Annotated in this window: 10 protein-coding genes and 2 pseudogenes; 2 read left to right on the forward strand and 10 right to left on the reverse strand. The window is 74.9% G+C overall.

The features are described 5' to 3' along the window. Positions 1-12 precede the first annotated feature (12 nt). The 5 genes and pseudogenes from IEZ04_RS29370 to IEZ04_RS29390 all read right to left on the reverse strand — a co-directional run. Complete coding sequence (locus IEZ04_RS29370; RefSeq protein ID WP_189220020.1) at positions 13-747, reverse strand: CBS domain-containing protein; 735 nt, start codon at positions 745-747, stop codon at positions 13-15. 37 nt (positions 748-784) lie between these two features. After that, a complete protein-coding gene (locus IEZ04_RS29375; RefSeq protein WP_189220021.1) occupies positions 785-3574 on the reverse strand; it encodes a bifunctional acetate--CoA ligase family protein/GNAT family N-acetyltransferase in 2790 nt (929 codons plus the stop codon). A gap of 194 nt (positions 3575-3768) precedes the next feature. After that, the gene (gap, locus tag IEZ04_RS29380; RefSeq protein ID WP_189220065.1) at positions 3769-4782 is read right to left on the reverse strand and encodes a type I glyceraldehyde-3-phosphate dehydrogenase; all 1014 of its coding nucleotides are present in this window, start codon (positions 4780-4782) and stop codon (positions 3769-3771) included. Positions 4783-4814: 32 nt separating this feature from the next. Further along, positions 4815-5257 (reverse strand): annotated as a pseudogene (locus IEZ04_RS29385) (phosphoketolase family protein); the annotation flags it as partial. A gap of 55 nt (positions 5258-5312) precedes the next feature. Then, positions 5313-5543 (reverse strand): annotated as a pseudogene (locus IEZ04_RS29390) (phosphoketolase family protein); the annotation flags it as partial. A 44-nt stretch (positions 5544-5587) separates the two neighbouring features. Here IEZ04_RS29390 and ppk2 point away from each other — a divergent pair. Further along, positions 5588-6400, forward strand: a complete 813-nt coding sequence (gene ppk2, locus IEZ04_RS29395) for a polyphosphate kinase 2 (protein WP_189220022.1) — start codon at positions 5588-5590, stop codon at positions 6398-6400. A 528-nt stretch (positions 6401-6928) separates the two neighbouring features. On the opposite strand, the gene IEZ04_RS29400 is transcribed toward ppk2, so the two are convergent. Beyond that, positions 6929-7834, reverse strand: coding sequence for a universal stress protein (locus IEZ04_RS29400; protein WP_229821361.1), 906 nt, complete (start codon positions 7832-7834; stop codon positions 6929-6931). A 268-nt stretch (positions 7835-8102) separates the two neighbouring features. Continuing rightward, entirely contained in the window at positions 8103-9047 is a 945-nt protein-coding gene (locus IEZ04_RS29405; protein WP_189220024.1) for a universal stress protein, read from the reverse strand. A gap of 249 nt (positions 9048-9296) precedes the next feature. Here IEZ04_RS29405 and IEZ04_RS29410 point away from each other — a divergent pair, with 249 nt between their 5' ends. Then, the gene (locus IEZ04_RS29410; protein WP_189220025.1) at positions 9297-11030 is read left to right on the forward strand and encodes a sensor histidine kinase; all 1734 of its coding nucleotides are present in this window, start codon (positions 9297-9299) and stop codon (positions 11028-11030) included. Positions 11031-11675: 645 nt separating this feature from the next. Here the strand turns inward: IEZ04_RS29410 and IEZ04_RS29415 are convergent. The 3 genes from IEZ04_RS29415 to IEZ04_RS29425 all read right to left on the reverse strand — a co-directional run bounded on the left by IEZ04_RS29415 (position 11676) and on the right by IEZ04_RS29425 (position 15574). Beyond that, on the reverse strand, positions 11676-12419 hold the full coding sequence (locus IEZ04_RS29415; RefSeq protein ID WP_189220026.1) for an HAD family hydrolase: 744 nt from the start codon (positions 12417-12419) through the stop codon (positions 11676-11678). A gap of 225 nt (positions 12420-12644) precedes the next feature. Then, positions 12645-13316: a response regulator transcription factor gene (locus IEZ04_RS29420; RefSeq protein WP_189220027.1), complete on the reverse strand. Its 672-nt coding sequence runs from the start codon at positions 13314-13316 to the stop codon at positions 12645-12647. After that, complete coding sequence (locus IEZ04_RS29425; RefSeq protein WP_189220028.1) at positions 13313-15574, reverse strand: sensor histidine kinase; 2262 nt, start codon at positions 15572-15574, stop codon at positions 13313-13315. The genes IEZ04_RS29420 and IEZ04_RS29425 overlap by 4 nt, the downstream gene beginning before the upstream one ends. Between the last annotated feature and the right edge of the window lie 307 nt (positions 15575-15881).

The following is a 15881-nucleotide window of genomic DNA, read 5'->3' on the forward strand; positions in this document are numbered from 1 at the left end:
CGCCCCCTGTTGTCAAGGTTCGCGGAGCCAGTCGTCGGCGACGCCGTGCAGCGCCTGTCCGTCCGGCCGCGGACGCGCGTCGTCCAGGCGCCAGGTGAGCTGGTCGACGACCGCGACCACACCGTCGATCTGCCGGGTCATGGAGACGGCGATCTCCGTCTCGCTCCTGCGTTCCAGCCGGCCGGCGAGCGTGACCACGCCCTCCGTCACGGACACGCCGATGCTGCGCGGCGCCAGCCACAGCGCGCGCACCAGCACCTCGTGGATCACCTCGTCGCGGATGTCCGCGTCCGGCCGCAGGAAGACCCGGAGCAGATCACGCCGGGTGACGATGCCGACCAGCCGGTCCGCCTCGTCCAGCACCGGCAGCCGTTCCACATGCCGCCCGGCCATGGTCCGCGCCGCCTCGGCGATGGTGTCGTCGGCGTGCACGGTGACCGGCGGCGCGCTCATCAGCTGTCCCGCCGTCCCGGCCGTCGCCCTCGCGGCCCGCCGCCGGGCGACGGGGGTCAGCGTGGTGAACCGGGTGCGGCGGCGGCCGGGCTCCGACCGGCCGGAGGCGGTGGTCCGGTGGGCCATCAGGTCGGTCCCGGAGACGACGCCGATGACCTTCTCGTCCTCGTCGACCACGGGCAGTCCGCTGATCCGGTGGTCCACGAGCAGCCGGGCGACCTCCTTGAACGGGGTCCCGTACGCGGCCCGGACCACGTCCGCGGTCATCACGGAGCCGATCTTGTCGTGTTTCATGCCGGTACCTCCTCGGCCGGTTCGGCGGGCCGGTGGCTCAGCGAAGCCGGCGCAGATAGAAGTCCTGGGCCCGGCGCGGCAGCAGGCGCACGCGGGCGTCGAGCACGGTGACCGCGGCGGGCGTGGCCAGGACCGGGTTGAAGTCGGCCTCCGCGAGCTGCGGCAGGTCGCCCGCCATCCGCGACAGGCGCAGCAGCAGCTGCTCCAGCCCGGCGAGGTCGGCGGGGCGGCTGCCGTGCGCGCCGAGCAGCAGCGGGGCGCAGCGCGGGGCCGTGATCAGGTCGTGCACGTCCGTGTCGGTGAGCGGGGAGAGCCGGGCGGCGTGGTCGGCGAGTACCTCGGTGGCGGTACCGCCCAGTCCGAAGAGCACCAGCGGTCCGAAGACCTCGTCCTGGACGACGCCGGCGAACAGTTCGGTGCCGCGTGCGGCGAGCGGCTGGACGATCACACCGGTCATCAGGTGGCCGAAGCGGGTGTCGAGGTCCCGGAACGCGGCCTGTACCTGGGCGTCGCCCTGGAGGTCGAGGTGGACGGCGTGCTGTTCGGTCTTGTGCACCAGGCCGGGCCAGTGGGCCTTCATCACCACCCGGCCGTCCGGGCCGCGCAGCCGCCGGGCGGCGAGGACGGCGTCCTGTTCGGTCTCGGCCCAGGCCCAGGCGATCTGCGGGATGCCGTAGCAGTCCAGGAGCCGGGCGCAGGTGCGCGGGTCGAGCCAGCCGCCCTCCGGGTGGGTCGCGAGGTAGGTGTCGGCGATCTCGTGGGCGCGGGCGGTGGCGATGCCGTCCAGGTCCGGGACCGTGCCGAGGGGGCGGGCCAGCCAGGCCGACCGGCGGGCGGCGTGGGCCAGCGCCCGGGCCGCGGCCTGCGGTTCGGCGTACGCGGGGAGCGTGGTGCCGTCGGCCGCGGGCAGCAGCGTCACCGGGACGTCCTGCTCCAGGCGGACGACGGCGACCGGCCGGAGCCGGCGTCCCGGCGCCCGGGTGAGGGCCCGCACCAGGACGTCGCCGGTCGCCTCGGCGACCGCGGTGGGCACCAGCACCACGAGCACCGCGTCGATGCCGCCGTAGTGCAGGAGCCGGTCCGCGCAGCGGCCGAGCTGTTCCTCCGTCACCGCGGCCGTGGCGTCCACCGGGTTGCCGACGGCGGCACCGGCGGGCAGCACGGTCCGCAGGTCGCCGGCCAGTTCCGGGGTGGGCGGCGGGAGTTCGAGTCCCGCTTCCGCGCAGGCGTCGGCGGCCAGTACGCCGGCGCCGCCCGCGTTGGTGACGACGGCGACACGGGTGCCCTCCGGGAGCGGCTGGGAGTGCAGCAGGGCGGCGGTGGCGAGGAGTTCGCCGATCGAGTGGGTGGCGGTGATGCCGGCCTGGGTGAACAGTGCCTGCCGGGTCATGGTGCGGGTGGCGGCCGCCGCGGTGTGCGAGGCGGCGGCGCGGCGGCCCGCCTCGGTACGGCCGGCGTCGACGGTGAGCACGGGCATCCGGCGGGTGACGCGCCGGGCGGTACGCGAGAACGCGCGCGGGTTGCCGAACGACTCCAGGTGCAGCAGGGCGAGGTCGGTGCGGCCGTCGCTCTCCCACCACTGGAGCATGTCGTTGCCGCTGACGTCGTACTTGTCGCCCAGGGACGCGAAGGAGGACACGCCGATGCCCAGGCGGGACAGCCCGTCGAGCAGGGCGATGCCGACGCCGCCGGACTGCACGGCGACGCCCGCCGTGCCGGGGCGCGGGTGGGCGGCGGCGAACGTCGCGTCGAGCCGCACCTCCGGATCGGTGTCGCAGACGCCCAGGCAGTTGGGGCCGACGAGGCGCATGCCGTACACGCGGCAGGTGTCCCTCAGCGCCCGTGCCCGGCCGGCGTCCAGCCCGGCGGTCACGACGAGGAGGGCGCGGACGCCCGCCTTGCCGCACTCCTCGGCGGTGGCCGGGACCGCGGCGGCGGGCACGGCGAGGACCGCGAGGTCGGGTGTGCGGGGCAGGGCGGCGACCGAGGGGTGGCAGGGCACGCCGAGGATCGCGTGCGCGGCGGGGTTGACGGCGAACAGGCGGCGGGTGAAACCGCCCGTCTTCAGGTGGTGCAGGATCGCCCGGCCCACCGACCCGGGCCGGCGCCCGGCGCCCACGACGGCGACCACCTCCGGCCGGAACAGCGGTCGCAGGCTGGCCACGTCGGCGGCCCGGCCCCGCTCCTCCACGGCCGACAGGTAGGCGTCGTCCTGGTCGAGCCGGACGGTGCAGCGCACCTCGGGCCCGTCGAAGCGCCGGGTCGTACGCAGACCGAGGTCGGCGAAGAGTTTGAGCACCTCGTGGTTCTCGCACAGCGCGTCGGCCGTGAAGGTGGTGATGCCGTCCGCGCGGGCGGCGGAGACCAGGTGCTCGACGAGCAGGGTGCCCACCCCGCGGTGGTGCAGGCCGTCCGCGACCGCCACCGACATCTCGGCGGTGACGGTGCCCGCCGTATCCGCCGTATCCGCCGTGCCCGCCGTGGCCGCCGTGGCCGCTGTTCCTGTCTCCGTTCCTGTCCCGGTCGTGTTCCCTCCCCCGCCGGTGTCGTACTCGGCGAGCCCGATCGCCCGGCCCCGGGTCTCGGCGAGCAGGGCCCGGTAGCCCGGCCGTGCCGGACCGCAGGCCCGGTCGACGGCCGTGGCCGCGGACCGGTGGCTCACGGTGAAGAACCGCAGACGCAGGTTCTCCGGGCTCATCCGCTCGTACAGGTCCCGCAGCCGTTCGTGGTCGCCGGGCCGGACGGGACGGATGCACACGGTGGTGCCGTCCGCGAGCAGGGCGTGGACCGGGGGGCGGTCGAGCACATCATGATCGTGCGTCGTCATGGCGGTCTCCTCCAAGCCTTCCACGCTTCGAGCATCCAGCGGGCCGGGAACCGGTCCCATGGGCTGACCGGGGTGGGCCCGGGACCGTTCGGCCCTACGGCCGGCCGGTCCGCCGGTCCGCTGTTCGTGACGGGTGCGCCGGGTGTGAGCGACCCGCCGGGAGGGCGGGGCCGGCCCTCCCGGGGCGTCGTCCGTCACCCCTCCACGACGAGGCCGGTCAGGTCGAGGAGCCGGTTGGTGTAGCCCCACTCGTTGTCGTACCAGCCGAAGACCTTGGCCAGGGTGCCGCTCGCCCGGGTCAGCGCCGGGTCGAGGACGCAGGAGGCCGGGTCGCCGATGACGTCGCAGGAGACGACCGGGGCGTGCGTGACGCGCAGGATGCCGTGCAGCGGGCCGTCCGCGGCCTCGGTGAACGCCGTGTTGATCTCCTCCGCCGTCGCCTCCCGCCGCAGCACCACGGCCAGGTCGGTGAGCGAGCCGTCCTGGACGGGCACGCGGACCGCGATGCCGTCCAGGGCTCCGGCCAGTTCGGGCAGCACCAGGCCGACGGCGCGGGCGGCACCCGTACTGGTCGGGATGATGCTGAACGGCGCGGAGCGGGCCCGGCGCAGGTCCTTGTGCGGCCCGTCCAGCAGCGCCTGGTCGTTGGTGTAGGCGTGGATCGTGGTCATCACGCCCCGCTCGACGCCGAAGGCCTCGTGGAGGACCTTCGCCATCGGTGCGACGCAGTTGGTGGTGCAGGAGGCGGCGGAGACGACATGGTGGCGGTCCCGGTCGTAGGTGCGGTCGTTGACGCCCATGACGATGGTGGCGTCCACGCCCTTGCCGGGGGCCGACAGCAGCACCGTCCGGGCGCCGGCCTTGAGGTGCAGGGCGGCCGAGTCCCGGTCGCGGAAGCGGCCGGTGGACTCGACGACGACATCGACCGCGTGGTCGGACCAGCGCAGGGCCGCCGGGTCGCGTTCGGCGGTGACGGCGACGCGGCGCCCGTCGACGGTGATCGAGTCGTCGTCGTGCCGGACGTCGCGGCCGATGTGCCCGAACGTCGAGTCGTACTCCAGCAGGTGGGCGAGAGTGGCGGGCGGCACGATGTCGTTGACCGCGACCACCTCGATGTCCTGGGTGCCTGCCGCGGCCCGGTCGAGTGCCGCGCGCAGATAGGTGCGGCCGATGCGGCCGAAGCCGTTGACGGCGACGCGTACGGTCATGAGGGACCTTCCTCTCTCGGGAAGACGTGGGCTCAGGTGTTCCAGGTCCGGTCGGCGACTTCGGGCAGGTCGGTGCCGTGGGCGCGGATCCAGGCGTGGTGCCGGGTCCGGGCGTCGGCCGTGCGCCGGCGTACGGCGGCAGCGCGGACGGCGAGGCCGGGCACGCGGTCGATGACGTCCATCACCAGCCGGTAGCGGTCGAGGTCGTTGCGGACCACCATGGCGAACGGGGTGGTCGTGGTGCCCATCTCCTTGCAGCCGCGCACGTGGAGGTCCGGGGGCCGGTGCGGCGGTAGGCGGGGCGGTGGATCGGCCACGGACAGCCGTGGTAGGCGAAGATCACCGGCTTGTCGGTGGTGAACAGGCCGTCGTACCCGAAGTCGCTCATCCCGTGCGGGTGTTCCTCGCGCGGCAGCAGCTTCGTCATGTCGACCACGTGGACCACCCGTACCGCCAGTTCCGGCAGCTGGCGACGGCCCGCCGTGCCCCGGCCCCCACACGCACAGCGCGTCCAGCCCCCGCGCCTTGATCACCCGGTCGAGGTGCGTGTACACGAGGTTCAGCCCCGGCGAGGTGCCCCAGTGGCCGGGCAGCCGCGGCTTGATGTGCTCGGGGCTGAGCGGCTCGGTCAGCAGGGGGTTCGCGAGCAGGTGGATCCGGCCCGCCGCCAGATAGTTCGCGGGCCGCCAGTGGGCGTCCAGGGTGCGCACCTCCTCGTCCGTCACTACGGTGCTGCTGGGCGGGGCTTCGGCCTCCGGCATGGACGGCTCCTTCGGTCTCGGACGGGTGGAAGAGGCGAGGCGGCATGACCGGCAAGAAGGAAGGCACGGGAGCCAAACTGCCGCGCAAGGCGTACGAGCGGGAACTGCTCCGCCTGCAGGGCGAGTTGGTGAAGCTGCAGGAGTGGGTGCGCGCCGAGGGGGCGCGCCTCGTCGTCGTCTTCGAGGGCCGGGACGCGGCCGGCAAGGGCGGCACCATCAAGCGGGTCGCCGAGCACCTCAACCCGCGCGTGGCGCGGATCGCGGCCCTGCCCACGCCGACCGAGCGGCAGCGCACCCAGTGGTACTTCCAGCGGTACGTCGCGCACCTGCCGGCCGCCGGGGAGATCGTGCTGTTCGACCGTTCCTGGTACAACCGGGCCGGTGTCGAGCATGTGATGGGCTTCTGTACGCCGGAGGAGCACCGGCTGTTCCTGCGCCAGTGCCCGCTCTTCGAGCGGATGCTGGTGGAGGACGGGATCCTGCTGCGCAAGTACTGGTTCTCCGTGAGCGACGCGGTGCAGCAGGAGCGGTTCCGGCGCCGGCTGGAGGATCCGCTGCGGCGGTGGAAGCTGTCGCCGATGGACCTGGAGTCGGTCACCCGCTGGGAGGCGTACTCCCGGGCCAAGGACGAGATGCTGGTCCACACCGACATCACCGAGGCCCCGTGGTACCTCGTGGAGAGCGACGACAAGCGCCGGGCCCGGCTGAACATGATCGCCCACCTGCTGACGACCGTGCCGTACCACGACGTGCCACCGCCGAGGCTGCGGTTGCCCGAGCGGCCGCCGTCGACCGGGTACGAGCGCCCGCCGCGCGATCTGCAGACGTACGTTCCCGATCACTCGGCGAGCCTTTGAGCAGCAGTGACCGTCCGTCGTCTGCCACTTTTCCCGGGCATGACGGTGCCGGGCCGGGTGCCGTGGTGCGGTACCGGGCGCGCCCTCCGGCCGAGCCGTGCCCCGACGGGTTCGGTGCGGGAGGCGGCACGGGGCCCGGACGCCCAGGGGGCCGGCATGGCGAGCGGCGCCTGCCGGCACCCGGCCGGCGGGCTCCTCGACGACGCGCCGCCGCACCACCGCCTTCGGCGGAGCACCGCAGAGTGCCGTCCGACGTGGCTCGGCGGCCCGCTGCCCGCGCAGCCGGGCGGGTCCGCCGACGGGTGGAAGGTGATCGGTGGTCTCGCTCGGAGGGGGATGCCGGGCCCGTACGGTTCCCGGCGGCAGGCCACGCGGTGGAGCTTCCCGTCGGGCGGACCGCGGCGGCGTCGCACGGGCCGGTGGCCTTCCGGTGCCCGGGCCGGACCGGCCGTCCGGCCCGGTCCCGTCCACGCCGACGGCCAACGGGAGTACCGGCATGTTGCCCCCTTCCGGGAACGGTCGGGTTCCTCAGCAGTGCGGGACGACGGCGACGGGCACGGCGGCGTGGTGCAGCACGGCGTGCGTGACGGGCCCGATGCGCGCGCCGGCCGGACCGCGCCGGGCACGCCGGCCCACCACGACCAGACAGGCGTCACGGCAGGCGCCGATCACCTGCGCGGCGGGGCTGCCGCAGCGGGCCCGCCCGGACACCTCGACGCGCCGGAACGCCTGCCGCCAGGGACGCAGCACGTCGTCCAGCGCGGCGGTCTCGCTCCGCGCCAGCGCCTCGTCCGGCCCTGGACCCCTGGCCAGGCCGTAGGCGGAGGAGGGCGGCGCCTCCCAGCCGTGCACGACCCGCAGGGACGTGGCCCGGCGGCAGGCCGCTCCGAAGGCGAAGGCGAGCAGCGACTCGTCCGGGCACGCGGTGTCCAGACCGAGCACGACGGGCCGGAACACGGTCGCGGCCGACGGTACGCCCGCGGGGTCCATCTCGTGCTCGTCCGCCGCCTGTTCCCCGGCACGCACCAGCACCACCGGCCGCTCCGCCCGCGCCACCACGAACAGCCCGACCGAACCGAGCAGCCACCCCCCGGCCCCGCCCAGGCCACGCGAGCCCAGGACCAGCAGCTCCGCGCCCTGCGCCGCCGCGCACAGCACCTCGCCCGGGCGGCCGTCCATCTGCTCGACGGTCACCTCCACACCGGGATGCCGCAGCCGCAGACCCTCGGCGGTCTCGTCGAGAACCCGCTCGGTCCACCGCTGGTGGGTCTCGGTTCCGTAGAACGGGAGCTGGTGCAGGGGGCCGGGCAGTGTCTCCGGCACATGGACGAGCTTCAGCGGCCGGCCGAGCAGGTCCGCCTCGCGGGCCGCCCAGTCGGCCGCGGCCCTGCTCTCGGGCAGCCCGTCGAGGCCCACCGTGACGGTGCGGGGCACGATCCTGTCCTCCCCGGTCGGGGGCTGCGGTTCCGACGTCGGACGCGGCACGTTCCGTGGGCAGGCGCCACTGCTCCGTCCACCGGGTCCGACCGGCCCGGGTCCGACGTGCCCGCGGCCGTCGGTCCGGTCGGCCCCGGGCCCGATGCGCCCGCAGCCGTCGATCCGGCCGCGGGAAGCCGCCGCACGCCCGGCGCCCCTCCCCGGCGCCGGCCCCGGCGGCCCGGCAGGTTCGACGCGGCGCCGCGGGCCGGACACGGCCGGCCCGTCAACCGTGCGGGACGACGGCGACCGGAACCGCGGCATGATGCAGCACCGCGTGCGTGACGGGCCCGATGTGCGCCCCCAGCGGGCCGCGCCGGGCACGCCGGCCCACCACGACCAGACAGGCGTCGCGTGCGGCGGCGATCACGTGCGGGGCGGGGCTGCCGCAGCGGGCCTGCTCGAACACCTCGACGTGCGGGAACTTCTGCCGCCAGGGACGCAGCACCTCCGCCAGCGCGGCGGCCCTGCTCCGGGCCAGCGCCTCCCGGAGCTCGGGGGCCGCGGCCGGTCCGTACGCGTAGGAGGGCGGCGGGTCCCAGCCGTGCACGACGCGCAGGGACGTGGCCCGGCGGCGGGCCGCCTCGAAGGCGAAGGCGAGCAGCGACTCGTCCGGGCACGCGGTGTCCAGACCGAGCACGACGGGCCGGAACGCGGTCGCGGCCGACGGTACGCCCGCGGGGTCCATCTCGTGCTCGTCCGCGGCCTGTTCCCCGGCGCGCACCAGCACCACCGGCCGCTCCGCCCGCGCCACCACGAACAGCCCGGCCGAGCCCACCAGCCACCCCCCGACGCCGCTCAGGCCCCGCGAGCCCAGGACGAGCAGCTCGGCGTCTCCCGCCGCCGCGCACAGCACCTCGCCGGGGCGGCCGGTGACCTGCTCGGCCGTCACCTCGACGCCGGGGTGCCGCAGCCGCAGACCCTCGGCGGCCTCCCGGACGACGCGCTCCCAGCCCCCGGCCGAGGACGCACCCGGCTCACCCTCCTCCTCCCAGTCCTGGAGTGTCTCGGCCCCGAGGAGCGGTGCCTGCGCGGCAGGTTCCGGCAGGGGCTCCAGGACATGCACCAGTTTCAGCGGCCGGTCCAGCAGGTGCGCCTCGCGGGCCGCCCACTCGGCGGCGGCCCGGCTCTCGGCCGATCCGTCGAGGCCCACCGTGACGGTACGGAGCATGGCCCTCTCCTCCCCTGGTACGTGTTTCCGGGTCCAGCATCGAGGCGGGGCGCTCCGGAGGGCAGGGGCCACTGGTCCCTCACCGCGCCGATCGGCCCCTGTCCGCCCCGTGCTCGCCTGCCGTTGCCCTGCCGTGGCCACGGCGCCCGCTCCGTAGGCCATGGCCGCGCCCGGCAAACGCTTTCGGCCGCTACGGTGAGCCCGGAGCAAGCCGGTCGGTCCACTCGTGTCGCGCAGGCCGGAGGGGCGATGGGAAGCGGAGACGGGCGCGGGAGTGCCGGGCAGCACCTGCCCAGGCTGCGCCTCGACGAGCTGCTGGACGAGCTGCAGGCGCGCGTCGACGCGGCGCGCGGCGCCCAGGACCGCGTGCACAGCCTGCTGGAGGCCGTGCTGTCGGTCGGGCGGGAGCTGGACCTCGCCCAGGTGCTGCGGCGCATCGTCGAGGCGGCCGTGGTGCTGGTGGACGCCGAGTACGGGGCGCTCGGCGTGATCGGCGACGACCGCCGGCTGTCGCAGTTCCTGACCGTGGGCGTCGACGAGGAGCGGCGGGCGCGGATCGGTGACCTGCCCAGCGGCCACGGCATCCTCGGCGAGCTGATCCGGCACCCGGAGCCGCTGCGGCTCGCGGAGCTGTCGGAGCACCCGGCCTCGTACGGCTTCCCGGCCCGTCATCCGCCGATGCGCTCCTTCCTGGGCGTGCCCGTCCGGGTGCGCGAGCAGGTCTTCGGCAACCTCTACCTGACCGAGAAGCGCGGCGCGGCCGGGTTCGACGCCGAGGACGAGGCCGTGCTGTCCACGCTCGCCGTGGCCGCCGGGGTGGCCGTGGAGAACGCGCGGCTGTACGAGGAGACCCGGCTGCGCGAGCGGTGGCAGCGAGCCGGTGCGGAGGTCACCAGCACCCTGCTGTCGGGGGCGCCGGGCACAGAGGTGCTGGCGCTGATCGTGGAACAGGCCCGCCGGATCGTCGCCGCCGATGTCGGGATGATCGCGGAGTACGCGCCCGGGACGGACCGTCTGCGGCCCGCCGTCGCGGTCGGGACCGGCGCCGAGGAGCGGGGCGGGCTGGTGCTGTCCGCGCGGGACGACTTCGTCGGGGCCGCCCTGACCACGTCGCAGCCGGTGGTGAGCGCGGACGTACGGCACGACGTACGGACGGGCGGGCGCCAGGCGCACTGGGCCGGGCTGGGGCCCGTCGTCGCCGTCCCCCTCGGCGCGGGCGGGAAGGCCCGCGGCGTCCTGCTGCTGGCCCGGCGGGCAGGCGGCACCCCGTTCGCCGACGCCGACACCGGGCCTCTGCTCGGCTTCGCCGGGCAGGCCGCACTCGCTCTCGAACTCGCCGAACGGCGCCGGGACGCCGAGCAGATCACGCTGCTGGAGGACCGTGACCGCATCGCCCGCGATCTGCACGACCTCGCGATCCAGCGGCTGTTCGCGGCCGGGATGACGCTGCAGAGCACCCGGCGGTTCGTGGACCGTCCGGAGGCCGTGGAGCGGCTGTCCCGGGTCGTCGACGACCTCGACGCGACCATCAAGATCATCAGGTCGACCATCTTCGGCCTGCGCACGCACCGCGGAGCCGGGAAGGCGGGCGGGTTGCGCGCACAGGCCACGGAGGCGGTGCGGGCCTCCGCGGCCTCCTTCGGGTTCGCACCCGCGCTGCGCATCGAGGGACTTGTCGACACCGAGGTCCCCGACGAGGTCACGGAGCATGTGCCGGCCGTGCTCGGCGAGGCGCTCAGCAACGCCGCCCGGCACTCGGGAGCCCGTGCCGTGGACGTCCGTCTGCGCTGCGCCGGCGGCGAGTTGACGCTCACGGTCACGGACGACGGGTGCGGGGTGCCGGACGGCGCCGTACGCAGCGGACTGGCGAACCTGCGGGACAGGGCCACCGCACTCGGGGGCACCCTGACGGTCGGGCCGCGGCCGGAGGGCGGCGGCACGCGGCTGGTGTGGCGGGTGCCCACGACACCGGCGGACGGCTGACACCGCTGCCTCCTGCGGTGCCCGGTGCGCCCGGCCGCGGCGGGCGCTCATGGGTGCGCTCCTCCCGCGCCGCCGAGGACGAACGGCGGCTCCGACTCCTGACCATTCCGGCCCGCCCGGCAGGTGACGCGGAGTGCCTCCGCACGCGCCCGGCGCCGTGAGGGCGACCTGGGCGGGGCCCGTGCTCGGGAGAGCACACGGGCCTGGCGCGGGGACGGCCGTGCTGCCGGCCGTGAACGGCGGCCACCCCACGGTCCCGGCGCCCACCGCACAGGGGGTGTCCGTGCGGTCGGTCCGCACGGACACGCGGCCAGTCGCGCTCCCGCGCACTCCCGGCCGCAGCCACGGTGCACCGGACCCGCCGCGGCTTCCCCGGCGGGTCCGGTGCACCGTGGCCCGACGCGGCGAGCCGCCACGGCACGGCCAGACCGGGCCGACCGGTCCGCACACAGGGACGGAAGCCCCGTTCCCCCGCATCTCCCTTTCGCCTGCTTCCGCTCCCCGAGGACATCGAACCGGCGTCACGGCGCCCACCTGGCCGACGACGGACGACGGGTCTCTCCGACGAGGCGTCGGTCGGCAGGGCCGACGGCCACGCCCTCGGGCGCCTCCGGGCTGCCGGGCAGCGTCAGCACCCGCGGTTTCTCACACGAGCAGTTCCGCGAGATCTCGTACGACGATGTCGGCACCGTGCCGCAGCAGCCGTTGCCCGGCGTCCGGACCCGGGTCGCGGGCCACGCCGACGACGAGCGCGAAGCCACCGTCCCGGCCCGCTTCCACGCCCGCCACCGCGTCCTCGACGACGGCGGTACGACCGGCTGGGGCACCGAGCCTGCGAGCCGCCTCGAGGAAGAGGTCGGGCCGTGGCTTGCCCGGCAGGCCCAGCCGCGCCGCCTCCACCCCGTCGACCAGCACGTCGAAGAGGTCGAGGACGGCCGCCCGGGCGAGCAGTTCCCGGGCGTGGCGGGAGGCGGAGACCGCCGCGCACCGGACACCCGCCCGGCGCAGGGCGCGCACCAGCCGCACGGTGCCCGGATAGGCGTCCATGCCCCGCTCGCGCAGCCGCGCGGCGAAGAGCCGCTCCTTGGCCTCGGCGACGGTCCGCACCGTCTCGGGCGGCGGGTGCAGGCCGCGCGAGGCGAGGAAGGCGGCGGCGCCGTCGAGCCGGGACCTGCCGTCCACATGGAGCCGGTAGTCGTCCCGGACGTCGAAGGGGCGGCGCTGCCCGGGCGCCGGGGGCGGATGCTCGGCCAGGTAGGCGTCGGAGGCGGTCTTCCACGCGGCGGCGTGCGCCCGGGCCGAGTCCGTGATCACCCCGTCGGTGTCGAACACGGCGGCCCGCAGGTTCCGCAGCACCGGGGCGAGCATCGTGTCGGGCTCCCCGTTCATGGTTGCTCCTTCGGCAGCGCGACGGATGCGGCGGCACTCTCACCGGCCTGCAGGGGGCGTTCCCGCCGCCGGCGCTTCCGGCCGACCGTACGGTGACGCCGCACCGGGGTCTCACCGTCACGGTGCCACCGGCGGACCGGCGGCAGAAGGGTCGCCTCGCCCGGGCCGTCCGGCCCGTACCGAACATCGGCAGCGCGTGGCGGGCGAGGGCGGCTTCCCCGGACCCTACGGGTCGGGCAGCCCGCCCGGCCGCGGGGTCATACCCGCTTCCCTGGCCATCTCCGCTGCCTGTCTCCGGTCCCGGGCCGACAGCTTGGCGAGGATGGAGGAGACATGGTTGCGTGCCGTCTTGGTGCTCATTCCCAGTCGCTGCGCGACGGCCTCGTTGGAGCAGTTCGCCGCCAGCAGGGCGAGCACCTGGTGCTCCCGTTCCGTCAGCTGACGGAACGGCCGGTGTTGCTGCGATCCTGCGCGCAGCCTGTCGCGGATGCGGTCGGTGAGCAGTGGGTCGAAGAACATGGCGGCCCGGGCCACCGTACGGATCGCCTCGAGCACTGTCTCCGGCTCGGCGTGTTTGGAGAGGTAGCCCAGCGCCCCGGCGTCCATGGCGCCTTCCAGCCGCTCGTCGTCGTCATAGGCCGTGAGGATCAGCACCGCCACGTGGGGCGCGGCTCCGCGCAGCCGTCGTGTGATCTCGATGCCGTTGCGTTCCGGCATCTCGATGTCCAGGACGGCCACGTCGGGGCCGTGGTCCAGGATCAGTCGTTCCGCGTCGGTGCCGGTGCGCGCGGTGGCCACCACCGTCATGTCCGGGGCGACCGACAACCGGGCGACCAGTCCCTCGAGGAAGACCGGGTGGTCCTCGGCGACCAGCACGGTGATCGGCCCGGGGCTCACGGCGCCGGCTCCACGTCCGTCCCGCACGGCAGAACCGCCCGTACGACGGTTCCCGCGTCGGGCGCGGATTCGACGACGCAGCTGCCGCCCAGCTCCTCCGCTCGCTCCCGCATCGAGCGGAGCCCGAAGCCGATGTAGGTCCTGTCGCCGACGTCCGGCAGTCCGCGTCCGTCGTCCCGGACCTCGATGCCCAACCGGCGTGGCACCCCGGGCAGTCCGTCGTCGTCGACGGTGTCCGGCGTGGAGGGGGCGGGATTCTCCGGGGCGAGCCTGATCCGGACCGTGCAGTGTGCGGCCCGTCCGTGGCGCACGCTGTTGGTCAGAGCCTCGACCGCGATGTGGAAGGCCGCGACCTCCACCGCTGCCGGCAACGGTACGTCGCTGGCGGGCCCGGAGATGTCCACGCGGAGGCCGGAGGCGGCTCCGGCTGTCAGGTCCTGTGCCCTGCGCCGGATCGCTCCGGTGAGTCCGAGCGCGTCGAGTGCGGGCGGACGCAGGCCGTCCACGAGGTCCCGTAGCCCGCGGGCCGCGGTACGCATGCCTCCGGCACCCTCCCGGAGCAGGCCGCGCACGTTGGTGAGGCGTGCGTCGGCGGACGGTCCGTCGAGCCAGGCCAGCGCGGCCTCCACTTTGAGCGACAGCCCGGTGAGCGTGGGGCTCAGTCCGTCGTGCAGGTCCCGGCGCAGTCGGCGCCGTTCGTCCTCCCGGACGGTGACGGCGTACGTACGGGAACGCAGTACCTCCTGGTGCAGCGCCACGGACCGCACTGCGGCGCCCAGTTGATCGGCGATCTCGCCGAGCAGGTCGAGGTCGGACTCGGACAGTGGCTCGTCCGGTTCCCGCGCCGAGACGATCAGCCGGCCGACGGCACGCCCGTGGTGGCGCAGCGGCCGGGTGTAGCACACGCCGACGGGGCGGCCCACGAATCGCGCGGTCCGGTATCCGCCGGGTGCCTGGGAATCGGCGATCTCGATGGCGGCGTAGGGCAGGCGCAGTGCCTGGGTGACGGCGACGACCACGTGGGACAGCGTCTGTTGTGGTGAGGGGATCCGGGCCAGTGCCCGCCCCAGCGCGCGCAGCGCCTCGGCGGGTTCCTCACGGCCTCCGAAGAACCACGAGCCGAGGCGGCGGCGCAGCGCCTCCTGGAGGGGAAGCGCGAGCAGGGCGGTCACCGTGGCTGCGCCCCCCGCTGCGAGGACGCCGGACGGCGTGGTCAGGGCAGCGAGGGTGACGGCGGCGAGGTAGCAGGCGAACAGGAGTGAGGCCAGCAGGGCGTGCCACAGCACGTTGCTGACGACGCGCTCGATGGCGTAGAGATGGTGGCGCAGGATGGCGACGATGATGCCGATCAGGATGGGGAGCCCGGCGAGCCCCACCCAGCGGACGAGGGTGGGCCGGTGGCCGATGACGATGTCCGGGACCAGCCACAGGGCGAAGAGGCCGAGCCCGGACAGCAGTCCGCCGCCGAACACCCAGCGCAGCGAGGGACGCTGGTGCTGCGGTGCGCGACGGTAGACCTCGAAGGCCAGGTAACCGGCCGTCATCCAGCACAGGACGGTGATCGCTTCCTGGCCGGCGTGGATCAGCCCGACTGCGGTCATGCCCGGTGGTGCGCAGGCGAGGACGCCGCCGGTCCACAGCGCGAGAGCCGCCAGCGGTCCGGCGTAGGCGGCCGTCCGGAGCAGCTTGTAGGTGTTGCGCCACGCGAGACGCAGCGGCACCAGGCCGAGGGCCACCATCGCTCCCCACGCCAGGGTGCCGCCGATCAGCGTCGCGGCGTGGTAGAGCCAGAAGAGCGGGCCGGCGGTCGCGGCGTCCAGTGCGGTGACTCCCACCACCGGCCCGGCGACCAGCCAGGCGAAGGTGCCCGCGAAGCCGAGCAGCAGGGGGGTGCCCAACGGTGCGGTGGGCCGGCGGGCCCGCAGCCACAGCGCGAGCAGGCCGAGGAGCGCCAGGAAGAGCAGGGGTCCCGAGAAGTCGACGAGTTGCTGGCGCAGCACGGGCCGGGCCAGGGTCAGTTCCATCTCCCTGACCACTCCGTCGCGCACCAACCGGTAGCGCAGGGTGGCTCCCGCGAGAAGGGTCTCGTCGGGTACCGACCCCACTCCCCCGTCCAGTGGCCGTCCCTCGATGGCCACCACGACGTCGCCGCTCCCGATGCCTTCCGCGTTGGGGAACCACTTGTCGACGCCGAGGCCTCGCGGCAGCCAGTCGGCGCGGGAGTAGCGCACGTCCGTGCCGTCCCCCGGAGTGGTCATACGGAGGACGAACCCCCAGCAGCCCAGTGTGATCAGGGCCCCTGCCAGCGGCGTGGCGCACGGTACCCGAGTCGGCAGCTTGGTCACGCTGAGCGACCGCACATCCACATCATCGTGCGTCTCGCCGGGGGCCGCAACGGCCGAGATCCAGCAGTACCCGCTCGCTTCCCGGCCGACGGGAACCCGATGTCCCTCGCTCACCGGGACGCCGGGACGGAACCGTGGCGGCACTGCTGACGGCGCGGCGCATCGTCGCCGCGTCCGGCCGGACCACCCATGTCGCCGCAGTGTCCCCGGCCCGTTCTGT

The sequence above is a fragment of the Streptomyces ruber genome (assembly GCF_014648075.1).
In the GTDB taxonomy this organism is placed as follows: Bacteria; Actinomycetota; Actinomycetes; order Streptomycetales; family Streptomycetaceae; genus Streptomyces; species Streptomyces ruber.

Bases quoted from the DNA above. Each gene is read 5' to 3' on its own strand.
- IEZ04_RS29415 (WP_189220026.1), bottom strand. From the start codon at position 12,419: ATGAACGGGGAGCCCGACACGATGCTCGCCCCGGTGCTGCGGAACCTG.
- ppk2 (WP_189220022.1), top strand. From the start codon at position 5,588: ATGACCGGCAAGAAGGAAGGCACGGGAGCCAAACTGCCGCGCAAGGCG.
- gap (WP_189220065.1), bottom strand. From the start codon at position 4,782: ATGACCGTACGCGTCGCCGTCAACGGCTTCGGCCGCATCGGCCGCACC.
- IEZ04_RS29410 (WP_189220025.1), top strand. From the start codon at position 9,297: ATGGGAAGCGGAGACGGGCGCGGGAGTGCCGGGCAGCACCTGCCCAGG.
- IEZ04_RS29370 (WP_189220020.1), bottom strand. From the start codon at position 747: ATGAAACACGACAAGATCGGCTCCGTGATGACCGCGGACGTGGTCCGG.
- IEZ04_RS29425 (WP_189220028.1), bottom strand. From the start codon at position 15,574: ATGACCACTCCGGGGGACGGCACGGACGTGCGCTACTCCCGCGCCGAC.
- IEZ04_RS29375 (WP_189220021.1), bottom strand. From the start codon at position 3,574: ATGACGACGCACGATCATGATGTGCTCGACCGCCCCCCGGTCCACGCC.
- IEZ04_RS29405 (WP_189220024.1), bottom strand. From the start codon at position 9,047: ATGCTCCGTACCGTCACGGTGGGCCTCGACGGATCGGCCGAGAGCCGG.